Annotated in this window: 14 protein-coding genes; 9 read left to right on the plus strand and 5 right to left on the minus strand. The window is 73.6% G+C overall.

Going from position 1 to position 12781, the window contains the following annotated elements:
• Positions 1-22 precede the first annotated feature (22 nt).
• From ABZS58_RS14015 to ABZS58_RS14045, 7 genes are all read left to right on the plus strand, one after another.
• Entirely contained in the window at positions 23-2137 is a 2115-nt protein-coding gene (locus ABZS58_RS14015; protein ID WP_354781180.1) for an MMPL family transporter, read from the plus strand.
• Between the two features lie 121 nt (positions 2138-2258).
• Positions 2259-2603: a winged helix-turn-helix domain-containing protein gene (locus tag ABZS58_RS14020; RefSeq protein WP_354781182.1), complete on the plus strand. Its 345-nt coding sequence runs from the start codon at positions 2259-2261 to the stop codon at positions 2601-2603.
• Positions 2603-2887, plus strand: coding sequence for a hypothetical protein (locus tag ABZS58_RS14025; protein WP_354781184.1), 285 nt, complete (start codon positions 2603-2605; stop codon positions 2885-2887). The genes ABZS58_RS14020 and ABZS58_RS14025 overlap by 1 nt, the downstream gene beginning before the upstream one ends.
• Positions 2884-4923 carry an MMPL family transporter gene (locus ABZS58_RS14030; RefSeq protein WP_354781186.1) on the plus strand — a complete coding sequence of 680 codons (2040 nt, stop codon included), beginning with the start codon at positions 2884-2886 and terminating at the stop codon, positions 4921-4923. Before ABZS58_RS14025 ends, ABZS58_RS14030 begins: the two co-directional genes overlap by 4 nt.
• Positions 4924-5112: 189 nt before the next feature.
• Entirely contained in the window at positions 5113-5613 is a 501-nt protein-coding gene (locus tag ABZS58_RS14035; RefSeq protein ID WP_354781188.1) for a hypothetical protein, read from the plus strand.
• A 6-nt stretch (positions 5614-5619) separates the two neighbouring features.
• Positions 5620-6573: a hypothetical protein gene (locus tag ABZS58_RS14040; RefSeq protein WP_354781190.1), complete on the plus strand. Its 954-nt coding sequence runs from the start codon at positions 5620-5622 to the stop codon at positions 6571-6573.
• A gap of 7 nt (positions 6574-6580) precedes the next feature.
• Entirely contained in the window at positions 6581-6964 is a 384-nt protein-coding gene (locus ABZS58_RS14045; protein WP_354781192.1) for a PPOX class F420-dependent oxidoreductase, read from the plus strand.
• Positions 6965-7037: 73 nt separating this feature from the next.
• Here the strand turns inward: ABZS58_RS14045 and ABZS58_RS14050 are convergent, their stop codons facing one another.
• The 5 genes from ABZS58_RS14050 to ABZS58_RS14070 form a co-directional block, all read right to left on the minus strand.
• The gene (locus ABZS58_RS14050) at positions 7038-7616 is read right to left on the minus strand and encodes a hypothetical protein (protein WP_354781194.1); all 579 of its coding nucleotides are present in this window, start codon (positions 7614-7616) and stop codon (positions 7038-7040) included.
• 70 nt (positions 7617-7686) lie between these two features.
• Positions 7687-8418, minus strand: a complete 732-nt coding sequence (locus ABZS58_RS14055; protein ID WP_354781196.1) for a DUF2071 domain-containing protein — start codon at positions 8416-8418, stop codon at positions 7687-7689.
• A gap of 28 nt (positions 8419-8446) precedes the next feature.
• Positions 8447-9781, minus strand: coding sequence for a hypothetical protein (locus tag ABZS58_RS14060; protein ID WP_354781198.1), 1335 nt, complete (start codon positions 9779-9781; stop codon positions 8447-8449).
• Positions 9778-10311 carry a SigE family RNA polymerase sigma factor gene (locus ABZS58_RS14065; RefSeq protein WP_354781200.1) on the minus strand — a complete coding sequence of 178 codons (534 nt, stop codon included), beginning with the start codon at positions 10309-10311 and terminating at the stop codon, positions 9778-9780. Before ABZS58_RS14065 ends, ABZS58_RS14060 begins: the two co-directional genes overlap by 4 nt.
• Positions 10312-10529: 218 nt before the next feature.
• Positions 10530-11990, minus strand: coding sequence for a tetratricopeptide repeat protein (locus ABZS58_RS14070; protein ID WP_354781202.1), 1461 nt, complete (start codon positions 11988-11990; stop codon positions 10530-10532).
• Between the two features lie 64 nt (positions 11991-12054).
• Between ABZS58_RS14070 and ABZS58_RS14075 the strand changes: the two genes are divergently transcribed.
• Positions 12055-12501 carry a GntR family transcriptional regulator gene (locus ABZS58_RS14075; protein WP_354781203.1) on the plus strand — a complete coding sequence of 149 codons (447 nt, stop codon included), beginning with the start codon at positions 12055-12057 and terminating at the stop codon, positions 12499-12501.
• 43 nt (positions 12502-12544) lie between these two features.
• Positions 12545-12667 (plus strand): hypothetical protein, encoded by a 123-nt coding sequence (locus tag ABZS58_RS14080; RefSeq protein WP_354781205.1) that lies wholly within the window; start codon positions 12545-12547, stop codon positions 12665-12667.
• Positions 12668-12781: the final 114 nt, after the last annotated feature.

Raw genomic sequence — 12781 nt, forward strand, 5'->3', positions numbered from 1 at the left:
ACCATTGACCTGGGGAGAAGCGATGTTCGACAGATGGGGAAGGTTCGTCGTGCGACGGGCCTGGTGGGTCATCGCCGGCTGGCTGGCCGGCGCGGTGGCGATCATCGGGCTGCTGCCGGGTCTCTCCGACATCACCAGCGGCGACCAGGGCAGCTTCCTGCCCGGCACGTACGAGTCGGTCCAGGCCATCGAGCTGGCCAGGACGGCGTTCCCGGAGCAGGCCACGTCCACCGCGATCGTCGTGGTGCGGCGCACCGACGGGGGCGCGCTGACCGCCGACGACCAGACGAGGGTCGGTGCCCTCGCCACCGCGATCGCCGGCGCGCACGTCCCCGGCATCGGCCAGCCGCTCACCGGGCCGCAGGCCGTCGCACCCAACCAGCTCGTCCAGCTGATCAGCGTGCCGGTCACGGCGGCCCTCACCGACGCGCAGGGCCAGCTCGACGCGGTCACGAAGACCCGCGACGTGATCAAAAAGGATCTCGACGGGACCCCGCTCAGCGCCGGTGTCGCCGGGCAGATCGCTCAGGTCGTCGACAACAACGACACGTTCAACACCGCGTTCGCGGTCGTCGGCGCCGCCACGTTCGCGCTGATCATCATCCTGATCCTGATCATTTTCCGCAGTCCGATCGCGGCGCTGCTGCCGATCGTCGTCATCACCGTGGTCATGCAGGTCTCCTCCAGCCTGATCGCGGCCGCGGGCAAGGCGTTCGGCTTCAACGTCGACCAGAGCCTCCAGACGCTGCTGCTCATCGTGCTGTACGGCATCGGCACCGACTACCTGCTCTTCCTGCTGTTCCGCTACCGGGAGCGGCTGCGCGCCGGGGTGGACAGGAAGACCGCGATGGTCGAGGCCGTCGCCCGGGTCGGCGAGGTCATCACGTCCGCCGCGGCCGCCGTGATCGTCGCGTTCCTGGTGCTGCTGCTCGCCAGCTTCGGCGGCTTCGGGTCGCTCGGCCCGGCCCTCGCCATCGCGGTGTTCGTCATGCTCGTCACCGGGCTGACCCTCATCCCGGCCCTGGTGAGCCTGATCGGCCCGGCGACGTTCTGGCCGTCGAAGGCGTGGAAGCGCGAGCCGAAGGGCACCGCGTTCGTCCGGATCGGCGCGGCGCTCGGCCGCCGTCCCGCGGTCGCGGCCGTCGCCTCCGGGCTGGTGCTGATCGCCCTGGCGAGCGGGAGCCTGCTGTACAAGGCGGACTACGACTTCGCGGCCGGCTTCCCCAGCACGACGGAGTCCGCGAAGGCCGCCGCCGACCTGGAACGCGGCTTCCCGCAGGGCGCGCTCGACCCGACCGACGCGTACGTCACCACGCTCGACGGCGGCAGGCTGACCCAGGCGCAGCTCGACCAGTTCGCCGCGGCGGCCGCGAAGGTGTCCGGCGTCGGCGGGGTGCAGCCGCCGGCCACCGCGGCGAGCGGCACCGTGGCCCGCTTCGGCCTGCTGCTGGACGTGAACCCGGCGTCCAACGAGGCGATCGACCTGGTCCGCGACCACCTCCGCGCCGACCTGCACGCCGTCGCACCGCCCGGCACGAAGGTCGTGGTCGGCGGCACCACGGCGATCTACGCCGACATCAACTCGGCCAACAACCGGGACCTGTCGGTGATCCTGCCGGTCGCGGCGCTGCTCATCGCCGTCATCCTCGGGCTGCTGCTGCGCAGTGTCGTCGCGCCGCTCTACCTGGTCGTCGCGGTGCTGCTGAACTTCGCGGCCACGCTCGGCGCGGCGATCCACCTGTTCCAGGGGCTGGCCGGGCGGCCCGGGGTCACGTTCCAGCTGCCGATCATCCTGTACCTGTTCGTCCTGGCGATCGGCACGGACTACAACATCCTGATGATCGCCCGGCTGCGGGAGGAGGCGCGGGCCGGCAACGAGCCCCGGGCCGCGGCGGCCCTCGCGGTGCGGCACGGCGGTCCGTCGGTCGCCGCGGCGGGCCTGATCCTGGCCGGCACGTTCGCGGTCCTCGCCCTCGCGCCGGTGTCGTTCCTGCGGCAGATCGGGTTCTCGGTCGCGGCCGGCATCCTGCTGTCCGCGTTTGTGATGTCGATGTTCCTGGTCCCGGCGCTGACCGCGATCTTCGGCCACGCCGCCTGGTGGCCTGGCCGCGCCGACGTCGAGCAGCGGCGTCCGTAAGGGCCGCACACACCGAAGGCACCCGTCGGGGTGTCACCTCAGGGAAAGCCCTGACGTGACGACTCCCCGGCGGGTGCTAGCGTTTCACGTGTAAGAAAGTTCTTACACGTGAAGGAGCATCATGACGGCGAGTCCGCCAACCGGCGACGACCTGGTCGAGATGCTGGCAGCCCTCTCCAACCCACTGCGACTGCGCATCGTCGCGAAGCTCGCCGGCGGCCGTGACTACGTGAGCCGACTCGCCCGGGAGATCGGCGTCAGCCGCCCCCTGCTGCACATGCACCTCCAGCGTCTCGAGGCCGCCGGGCTGATCGTCGGCAGCCTCGAGCTCTCCGAGGACGGCAAGGCGATGAAGTACTACGAGGTCGCGGACTTCGACCTGCACCTGACCGCCGCAACCCTCGCCGCGGCGGCCGAAACCCTCACGGACCCCGACAAGGGTCCCACCCGCAAGGAGCGGTCCTGATGTATCTGAGCGCGGAAGACATGATCACCTGGCCCGAGAGCGTGGCCTTCCTCGGCATGCTGCTGGCCGTGCTGTTCCTGTTCGGCTTCAGCGTCGCCAGCTGGCTGGAGTACCGCAAACTCAAGATCACCGGCCTCCAGCAGGAGGACCTGCGGCAGCTGGTCAGCCGCTACGAGAAGCTGGCGGAGAGCTCGATGGACGCCCAGCAGCGCATCGCGACCGACGTGGCGGACCTGCGCACCCGCACCGCGTCCATCGAGACGATCCTGCGGACCGTCGAATGAGACGCGCGGTCGCGGTCCTCACGCTGTGGCTCGTCGCCGGGTTCCTGCTCATGCCCCTGGCCGGCAGGCTCGGCGACGTCACGTCCACGGACCCGGCACTGGTCCTGCCGCAGCACGCGGAGGCCACCCGGGAGCTGCTGCGGGAGCGGGCGGCGTTCCCCGGCACCGGCACCCCGTCCGCGGTCGTCGTCTACGTCCGCGACGGCGGGGTCACCGACGCCGACCGGGCGGTCGTGGAGGCCGACCGGGCCGCGTTCGGCGCCGTGGCCGTCGGCGGTGCGGCCGGGCCGGTCACCGCGAGCCGCGACGGTCAGGCGCTGCTGGTCGCGTTCCCCGTGCCGGACAAGGCGGCGGTGAAGCAGATCAAGGCGGCCCTCGCCGACGCGCCGGCCGGGCTGCGGACCGCGGTCACCGGCGAGGCCGGCGCGCTCGCCGACGTCGACGAGATCGGCGAGCACGTCGACGCGACCCTGTTCCTCGCCGCGGCCGGCATCGTCGCGGTGCTGCTGCTGCTCACGTACCGCAGCCCGGTGCTCTGGATCGTCCCGCTGGTCTCGGCGGCGGCGGCGAGCCAGTTCACCTCGGCGATCGTCTACCTCATGGGCCGGCACCTCGACGTGACCGTCACCCCCGACAACACCACGATCATGACGGTGCTGGTCTTCGGCGCGGGCACCGACTACGCGCTGCTGCTCATCGCCCGGTACCGGGAAGAGCTGCACCGGCACGAGGACCGCACGACGGCGATGACGGTCGCGGTGCGCCGCTCGTTCCCCGCGATCCTCGCCTCGGCGGCGACCGTGACGATCGGCGTGCTGTGCCTGCTCGCCGCGCAGATGAACGACATGCGCAGCTTCGGCCCGATCGCCGCGACCGGCATCATCGTGTCCCTGGCGGTGATGACGACGCTGCTGCCGGCGATGCTGGTGCTGCTCGGCCGCTGGGTGTTCTGGCCGTTCGTCCCCCGCTTCGGCGCCGTCGTCCCGGTCCGCCGCGGCGGCTGGCAGCGGGTCGCCGGGTTCGTCGGCCGCCGCCCGCGGGCGCTCTGGATGGCGACCGCCGTGGTCCTCGTCCTGCTCGGCCTGGGCGTGTCCGGGCTGCGGCTCGGCCAGAGCTCCTCGCAGATGTACACCGGCGAGGTCGGCTCCGTGCTCGGGCAGCAGCTCATCGAGCGGCACTACCCCGGCGGTACCTCGGCACCCGCGATGCTCGTCGCGGCGGCGTCCACAGTGGACGACGTGGTGGCGGCGGCGAAGCGCGTCAGCGGGGTGGCGGACGCGACGGCGACGGCACGCTCCGCCGACGGCCGCTGGGTGCGCATCGCCGCGACCCTCACCGACCCGCCGGAGTCCGCGGCGGCGCGGGCGACGATCGACCGGCTGCGGGCGGCGGTGCACGCGGTGCCGGGCGCCGACGCGCTCGTCGGCGGGCAGACGGCGACGCTCGTCGACGTGGCCCGCGCCTCGGAGCGCGACAACGCGGTCATCATGCCGATGATCCTGCTCGTGGTGCTGGTCGTGCTGGTCCTGCTGCTGCGGGCGCTCGTCGCGCCGCTGCTGCTCGCCGCGAGCGTCGCGGTGTCCTACATCGCGGCGATGGGCCTGTCCGGCCTGATCTTCACCGCGATCGGGCACCCGAACATCATGCAGGCCATGCCGCTGTACGGATGGCTGTTCCTGGTCACGCTCGGCGTCGACTACACGATCTTCCTGATGACCAGGGCCCGGGAGGAGGTCGCGGTGCGCGGCAACCGCGACGGGATGCTCACCGCCCTCACGGCCACCGGCGGCGTCATCACCAGCGCCGGCCTGGTCCTCGCGGGGACGTTCGGGGTCCTGGTGGTGCTGCCGTTCGTCGCGGCGATCCAGATGGGCGTGATCGTCGCGGTCGGGGTCCTGCTGGACACCTTCGTCGTCCGCACGCTCCTGGTCCCCGCCCTGGCGATCGACGTCGGCCCGAAGCTGTGGTGGCCGAGCCGCCACGCACTCTCCCCCGCCGCCGCCCCGCCGTCCCGGGTCCCGGCCAGAGCGGCCTGACGCACGGGTTGACCTTGGAGACTTCGGCACGCCCTGACGTGTCAAAGTCTCCAAGGTCAACCCGAACTGGATCGGCGGGCTTGCGGGAGCGGGTAGTGTCGTCCGGGTGGGGCCGGCTCCTCCGGCGTGCTTCCGTCTCTTCGTAGCCGGTGCGCCCGCTTTCGGCCCGCCCGACATGAAGGAGGGCCGGTGACCGCGCAGCTGATCGCGATGCTCGCCCTGCCGGGTGTGCTGTCGGCCGCCGGCGCCGCGGACCTGCGCGCGTTGCTGGCCGCGCAGGCACGGCACGATCTGGCGTGGCTGCCCGCGCGGATCCCCGGCCGCCAGGCGAAGGCGCACCTCCTCGCCTGGCTCCTCGACGAGCCCGCCACCGCCGGCCGGGCCGAGCCCTATGTGGACACCGCGACCGACGTGCTGCGGGTCCTCATCGTGCGCTCCGGCGGCACCGGCTCGATCGCCGACCGGCCGCGGCTGGCGACGGTGCCGCGGCCGCTGCGCCGGACGCTGCTCGCCCTGCTGGACCGGCGGCCGGTCGCGCGCACCGTCGACGACATGCGCCGGCATCCCCGGGCGTGGGTCGCCGCCGGCGAGAAGCTCCACCCCGCCACGCACGCCGCCCGCTATCCCAACGCCGCCCACGCCTTCGCCACGATCCGTGGTGGGAACCCAAACGGCCGCGCAAGCGTCTGAAGGGGTATGAGCATCGACGGACGCAGGTGGCTGGTGGTCGCCCTCGCCGGGGTCGGCACCCTGGTGGCTTTGTTCGCTGTGGTGGCGCTGGCGACCAGCCCATCCACCGCCCCCCATGAGGCGGCTCCCGCGCCGCGGGTGACGCAGGCCGCGGATCCGGCCTCGCTCGTCGTCGACGACGGCGACGTCGTCGAGGCCAGCGGCCGGGTCCTCATCGCCGCGGGGAAGCCCGCCCGGTTGTGCGCGCCGGCGCCCGTCCTCGCGATCGGCACGGTCGGCGACAAGCCGCCCACCTGCGCGCTCGGCGTCGACGTCACCGGCGTCGACCCGGCGAAGCTCACCGAGCGCGGCGTCGTCCTCGGCGTCACCGTCGGCCAGGCCCGCCTGCGCGGCACCTGGAAGGGTGGGGTGCTGCAGGTGACCGAGCAGGGGCCGCCGCTGCCCGCGGCCTCGACGGCGATCGACGACACCCTGCCGTGCCCGGCGCCGAAGGGCGGCTGGAAGCCGACCGCCGGCGTCGACAGCAACGCCATGCACCAGTACATCCACGAGCGGCACCCGGACAGGTTCCGGCCGCTGCGCGTCGTCTACCCCGACGGCGCGCCGACCGGGGCCACGACCGGGCCGCAGCCGCCGGACGTGATGGTCGTGGAGGTCGTCGCGGGTGACCCGGCGAAGGAGGAGCAGCAGCTGCGGAAGCTGTACGACGGCAACCTGTGCGTCGTCGACGCGCCCGGCAGGCCCAGCCTCGCCCGGCAGGAGGAGCTCCGCGAGCAGGTGACCGCCGGTCTGGACCCGCTGATGACGGACCCGGCCAACGGGATCTGGTCCGTCGGCGGCGACGACGTGTTCACCGTCGAGCTCATGGTGCTCACCCCGCGCCTGCACGAGCAGCTGCGCGCCATCGGGTTCGACCTGTTGCGCGTGGAGCCGTGGCTGCGGCCTGTCCAAGCGCGATGATGGAGCGATGAGCAGCAGCCTCGACATCCTGGGCCGGCGCAAGCAGGTCAGTCTCACCACGTTCCGCAAGGACGGCCGTGCCGTGTCCTCGGCCGTGTGGCACGTCATCGACGGCGGGGAGGTGCTGATCCTCACCGAGCCGCACTCGGGGAAGGTGAAGCGCCTGCGCAACAGCGGCCGGGTCGTGCTCGCGCCGAGCGACGTCCGCGGCCGGGTGCCGGATGGGGCGCCGTCGTTCGAGGGGACCGCCCGGCTCGTCGAGGACCCCGACGGGGTCGCCCGTATCCGCGCGGCGATCGGCCGGCGGTACATCTCCTCCAGGATCGGCAACTGGTTCAACCGGCTCCTGCGCCGCCCCCGGGTGAGCATCGGCATCATCGTCACCCTCTGAGCGGCCCACCGGCGGGGGCGACACGCGAAGGGTGGCGGCCTCCCCCGTCGGTGGCCGCCACCCCCCACCTCAGTTACTTGCCGGCGGCCGCCCGGAGCATCGCCCGCGACGCGAACGTGTTCGCCATCGTGGGATCACCCGCGCCGACGACCGGGTCGGCGACCATCACGACCACCACGTACCGGCCGACCGCCGCGGCCACGTACGCGACCGAGCGGTCGCCTTCGTCGTACGTGCCGAGGAACAGCACCGTGTCCGGCCCGAGGTGGTCCTCGGCGACCGGGACGAAGCCCACCTCGTCACCACCGGCCTTGCACCGGTGCAGCTGCTCCTTCAACGCGTTCACGTACGCCTGCGCGCCGCCGGGCCGGTAGCGGGCCACGTTCTCGTACACCCGGTGCCGGGGGCTGTAGTCGGCGGCGAGGCTCCGGGCGGCCACCGGCTGCGGCACGGGCGTGTCCGCGCACGGCTGCGGCAGCAACGGATGCGGCAGCCCCGCCTCCACCGGCCCGGTCGCCGCACCCCCGAGGTCCGCCGGCTGCAGCATCACGCGGTCCGGAATCCCCCGCCGCTCCGGCGCCGCCGCTGCCGTCCCGCCCAGTGCCACCACGCCGGCCAGCACTGCTGTCACGATCGTCAATGTTCGTCGCATGTGCCCATCCTTCGCATCGCCGGACGACGATGGATCGGGGCGCGTACCCAATCCGGCTGAGTACGCCTACTCACACCCGGCTGGGGGTGCCGAACCGGACGGGGACGCCGGGTGAGAACAGCACACTCGCCGGCGGGCCCTGCGGTGCCGGCAGCCCGGCGGCGGTGACCAGGGTGTCGTCGAGGTCGAGGAGGTCCGCGCGGTGCAGCGGCCACCGCGGGTGCTCGTTCGGCAGGTGCAGCGTCCCGCCCCACGCGCCGGTGTGCAGCCCCCACCGGGCGGTGACGAAGTGTTCCAGCGGCGTCGGCTCGGCGATCGGCGCGCCGACCCGCACCGTCATCGCGTTCCGCGCGGGGCGGGGACCCGGCCAGCGGCGGCGGCTGGTGTACCGCACGACGTCGCCGTCCTTCTCCAACCGCATCTTCGCCCACTTGTACGGCAGCCGCAGCGAGACCTGAGCGGTGATGACCGGCAGCAGGCGGGCCGCTTCCAGGGACAGGAACACCACGGCGCGGCGGCCGGCCCCGTCGACGCTGTAGAGCCGCACGTTCGTCTCGCAGAACGTGCCGAGATACGGCAGGCCCGGCCCGTTGAACAGGCCGAGCCGCACCATCCGGAAGCCGATCAGGCCGACATACGCGACCCCGTCCAGCGTGTCGGGGACGGTGCCCGCGGGCAGGAACGGCGCGACGGTCTCCGGCGGCACCGCCCAGTGCAGGAACGCCAGGTCGTGCCAGCGTTGCACGAGCAGCGAGCGGCGCACCGGGCGCAGCGTCTCCGGGGTCACGTCCTCGATCCGCACGGCACCATCATCCACCCCGCCGGCGTGCTCAGCGGGTCACCTGGATCACCACCCTGGTCCACTGCAGCCCGTCCGAGGACCTGTACAGGGCGTCGCTGTCGTACGCGAAGTACGCCCCCGGTCCGACGGTGAGGATCTGGCCGCCGCCGGTGAAGTTCAGCGACCCGCCGAGGCCCGGCTGGGCCGTCCGGCGGTAGCTCTGCCCGCCGTCGACGCCGGCGACCCACTGCAGCGGCGGGTTCTCGTCGGTCAGCACGACATGGACGCCGCCGGCCGCCACGTAGGCGTCGCCCGCGTTGTACGCGACGTTCGGCAGCGACTGTGCGGGGACGCGCTGCCAGGACCGCCCGCCGTCGCCGGTGCGGTAGACGAGGGCCTTCAGCCCGGGGCCGGGCCTGCTGGTCGGCCCCGCGCTGGTGGTGACCGCCGGGTCCGCCACGGTGATGATCATGTACCCGGTGACGCCGTCGACGCTGGCCGGGGCCGGGTAGGCGAGCATGTCGGTGACCGGGTAGCCGGCCTCGCCCTTGCCGAACACGTGCGTCTGCCAGGTGACGCCGCCGTCGTGGCTGACGGCGACGGCGGGCAGGTGCGCGCCGCCGCGTTCCCAGCCGGTGACCCACAGCCCGGCCGAGGACGGCACGGCGGCGGGACCGTTGACCTCGATGTCCGGCACGGCCGCCAGGGGGGTCGCGCGGGCGGCCACCGGGTCGACGGCGAGCAGCGCGCACGGGTCGTCGAGGGTCCGCGGCGGCGCGCACGTCAGCCACCCGCCGGCCGGGACCCGCGGCGCCTGCCCGGCGAGGGTCACCACCTCCGTCCAGACGCGGCCGCCGTCGCGGGAGACCCACGGGATGTGCAGCAGCTTCGGCCCCATCGGGTCGGTGTTCTCCCGCTCGACGGTGCGCAGCAGCACCCCGGGCGTGGGCGCGGTCAGCTCACCGGTGAAGCCCTGCCACCGCACGGTCCAGGTGCGGCCGCCGTCGTCGGAGCCGACCAGGTCGACGGTGCAGCGCCGCTCCTGCGTCCCGTCGCCCGTGCAGGCGTTCACCGTCGCGTACAGGTGCTCACCGTCGGCGGCCGCCATCCCGAGGAGCATGCCGTCGTGGGCACCGGCGGGCCATCCGTCCGCCGTCCGGGCCGGTGCCGGGTCGTGCGCCGGCCGGGTGACCGATCCCGCCGGCAGCAGCCCGGCGGCGACGGCGACGGCGAACGCGACGACCCCGGCCCCGCACGCCGTCCACGCGGTGGCCCGGCGCCGTCGGCGCCGGAACGCGGCGGCGTAGACGGCGTCGGCGGTCAGCCGGCTCGGCGGCGCCGCGGCGGCGGCCGTCTCGTCGAACCGTTCCCGGATCTGGTTCATCGCAGCCCCTCCATCGTCACCAGCTCGCCGTCGGCCTGCAGCAGCTCCCGCAGCTTCGCCAGTCCGCGCGCGGCCTGGCTCTTCACCGTCCCCTGTGCGCACCCCAGCACGGCCGCGGTCGCCGCGACGTCGAGGTCCTGGTAGTACCGGCACACCAGCACCGCCCGCTGCCGTGGCGGCAGCCTGCGCAGCGCGGCCGTGAACGCGATCCGGCCCGGGCTGTCCTCCGCCCCGCCGGGCCGCCCGGCGACGTCCGGCGGCTCGGCGACGCTGCGTTCCCGCCGCCGCCACACCCGCCGCACGTCCGCCAGATACGCGCGGACCAGGCAGGTCCGCACGAACCCGTCGAGCGCCTCCCGGTCGCGGACCTTGCGCCACGACACTGCGAGGCGCATGAACGCCGTCTGGGTCAGGTCGTCGGCCCAGTGCCAGTCGCCGCACAGCAGGTACGCGGTCCTGCGCACCGCGTCCCGGCGGGCCGCGAAGTACTCCCGGAACTGGCGCTGCTCTTCGGTCTCTCCGCTCGGCATCGCACCTCCTCGCCCACTAGGTGCGCGGCGGCCACCGGATCGGTTGCACGCCCGCCGCCGCGACTGCCGCCCCGGCAGCGCCGCGTCCGACCGGCCGTCACGCTCCTCGACGCCGGCTCACCCGGCGAGAGGGTCAGACCCGGTTCAGGGCCCGGTGCCGGCGACCGGCCGTCACGCTCGGCGCCGCCGGCTCCTCCGGCTCGCCCGGGCGAAGAGGGTCAGCTCCGGTTCAGGGCCCGGTGCCGGAACTCGGCGAGCGCGGCCTGCACGACGCCGTTGAGCCGCTCCAGCTCACCCTCGGCCGGTTCGCGGCGCAGGTGCACGTCCATCCGCCAGTCCCCGTCGACGATCCGCGCCTCGAAACGCTCCAGGAGGTCGTGCGGCAGGCGGCTCGTCACGAACTCGCGGAACGCCTCCTCGACCGCGCCCTGCACGTCGCCGCAGCCGCAGCCGCGCCCGTCCAGGACGGCGCCGAGGTGGCCGCGGCCGCTGATCGCGTCCGGGTGCGCGGGCGCCAGCGACGCCAGGCCCGCCTCGAGAGCCTGCCGCGCCCGCGGCAGCCGGTCCTGGTGCTGCAGGAAGATGCCGAGGGCGATCCCGGCCCGGCCGAGGATCTCGAAGTCGGCGCCGCGCTGCGCCTGGGCGACGGCGTCGGTGAGGCACCGCTCCGCCTGCTCGGTCCGTCCGGCGTCCTGCAGCGCGAGGCCCCAGTTGCGCAGCACCTGACTGGTCAGCTCGGGCCGGTCGATGCCGACCGCCCGCCGGTGCGCCGACTCGTACGTGCGCAGCGACGCGTCCCGGTCACCGGCGTCGCCGTGCGCGAGCGCCAGGCCGAGCTCGGCGGTGAGGGCGTCCTCGGCGCGGCCCTGCCGGTCGTAGGAGGCGAGGACCCGCCGGATCGCGTCGACCCGGCCGGTCTGGTCGCCGCTGTCGTACCCGGCGTTGGCGAGCGCCGCGAGCGCGTTGAGCGTCGTGGGATGGTCGGGGCCCAGCCGCGCGTCGACGGCGGCGGCCAGCGCGGCGAGGACCGCGTGGTGCGTGGCCGGGTCGGCGAGACCGTGCCGGTACGTGACGGCGGACAGGATCCCGTCGGCGGTCGCCTCCGGCAGCTGGTCCAGGCCGGGGAACAGCGGCTCGCCGGCGCCGCCCGCGTGCACGATCTCGGCCCGCAGCGCGAGGGCGGACGCGAGGTGGTCGTGCCCGTTGCCCCACAGGTTGCGGACCGTCTCCTCGACGACCTCCCGCGCCTGCCGGACGTTGCCCCGCTGCAGCAGCACGTCCGCGAGGGGCTCCAGGCCGAACGCGTAGCCGGCGTGGTCGCGGCCGTAGAACGCCTGCCGCTCCTCGGCGCCGCGGCGCAGCTCCTGCTCGGCCTCCTCCAGGCGGCCGACCAGGCGCAGCGCCAGGCCGAGGTTCAGCCGGTACGTGAGGTGCTCCTTGCGGTCGACGGCCGGGACCGAGATCGCCTGCCGGTAGCAGTCGATCGCGCGGGCCGGCTGCTCGCAGTTGAGCAGGATGTTGCCGAGGTCGCACTGGGCGGACGCCCAGGCCGCACTGCCGTGGCCGTGCCGGACGGTGACCGCCCGCAGCTCCCGCACCATGACGTCTTCGGCCTCGACGAACCGCCCCTCGTGCATCAGGGAGACAGCCGTGTCGATCGGTGCGAGGGGTCCGGTCACGGCGCGGAAGTCTACCGTCCGACGCAGTGTTGCCTTATGGCCACATACCGCTAGGATGTGGTCCGTGAATGTGCAGCGACACGTCCCGGCCATGTACCACCAGATCGCCGACGTCCTCCGCGGAGAGATCGACCGCGGCACCCACCCGGCCGGCCAGCCCCTGCCGACCGAGCGTGAGCTCTGCGAGCAGTACAGCGTCAGCCTCACGACCATCCGCCGCGCTCTCGCGATCCTGCGGGAGGAAGGCCTCATCACGACCCGCCGCGGCGCGCCCTCGGCCGTCCGCGAATGCCCGGCGCGGCGGACCGTGGTGATGGGCCGCGGCAGCAAACTCACCTGCCGCATGCCGACCACCACGGAACGCTTCGCGATGGGCATCGACCGGGGCGTGCCCCTGGTCGAGGTCCGCGACAGACTCGGCCACGTCGAGGTCTTCCTCGCCGACCAGGTCGAGGTCCTCAGCCCCGAGGGCCTCGCCAGCGCCACCACCCGCGTGATGGACTTCGCCTGACGCCGGACCCACCGACCCCGGAACGGTCAGGATCTGGGACCCGGTGGGCGGGGCCTGCCTCGACGCGTTCCCGGCGCCGTTCGGCGTCGTTCAGGTCGTCGCCGTGGCCGCCGGGCGGGTCACCGTGCTCGCCGGGGGGGTGCTGACGCGGATCGCACAGGACTGAGCACGATCGCAAACAGATCAACATGGCAGGCAAGTTCTGCTAAATCTTGACCGAACGTCGATCAGTGGGTATGAATGGCATCGAGAGCGCTCTCCCGTCCTCACCGCCACGAAC

This window comes from Dactylosporangium sp. NPDC005555, from assembly GCF_040605635.1.
In the GTDB taxonomy this organism is placed as follows: Bacteria; Actinomycetota; Actinomycetes; order Mycobacteriales; family Micromonosporaceae; genus Dactylosporangium.

Excerpts from the sequence above, each read along its gene's own strand:
- ABZS58_RS14015 (WP_354781180.1), top strand. The coding sequence starts at position 23 with ATGTTCGACAGATGGGGAAGGTTCGTCGTGCGACGGGCCTGGTGGGTC.
- ABZS58_RS14020 (WP_354781182.1), top strand. The coding sequence starts at position 2,259 with ATGACGGCGAGTCCGCCAACCGGCGACGACCTGGTCGAGATGCTGGCA.
- ABZS58_RS14025 (WP_354781184.1), top strand. The coding sequence starts at position 2,603 with ATGTATCTGAGCGCGGAAGACATGATCACCTGGCCCGAGAGCGTGGCC.
- ABZS58_RS14030 (WP_354781186.1), top strand. The coding sequence starts at position 2,884 with ATGAGACGCGCGGTCGCGGTCCTCACGCTGTGGCTCGTCGCCGGGTTC.
- ABZS58_RS14040 (WP_354781190.1), top strand. The coding sequence starts at position 5,620 with ATGAGCATCGACGGACGCAGGTGGCTGGTGGTCGCCCTCGCCGGGGTC.
- ABZS58_RS14045 (WP_354781192.1), top strand. The coding sequence starts at position 6,581 with ATGAGCAGCAGCCTCGACATCCTGGGCCGGCGCAAGCAGGTCAGTCTC.
- ABZS58_RS14050 (WP_354781194.1), bottom strand. The coding sequence starts at position 7,616 with ATGCGACGAACATTGACGATCGTGACAGCAGTGCTGGCCGGCGTGGTG.
- ABZS58_RS14060 (WP_354781198.1), bottom strand. The coding sequence starts at position 9,781 with ATGAACCAGATCCGGGAACGGTTCGACGAGACGGCCGCCGCCGCGGCG.
- ABZS58_RS14065 (WP_354781200.1), bottom strand. The coding sequence starts at position 10,311 with ATGCCGAGCGGAGAGACCGAAGAGCAGCGCCAGTTCCGGGAGTACTTC.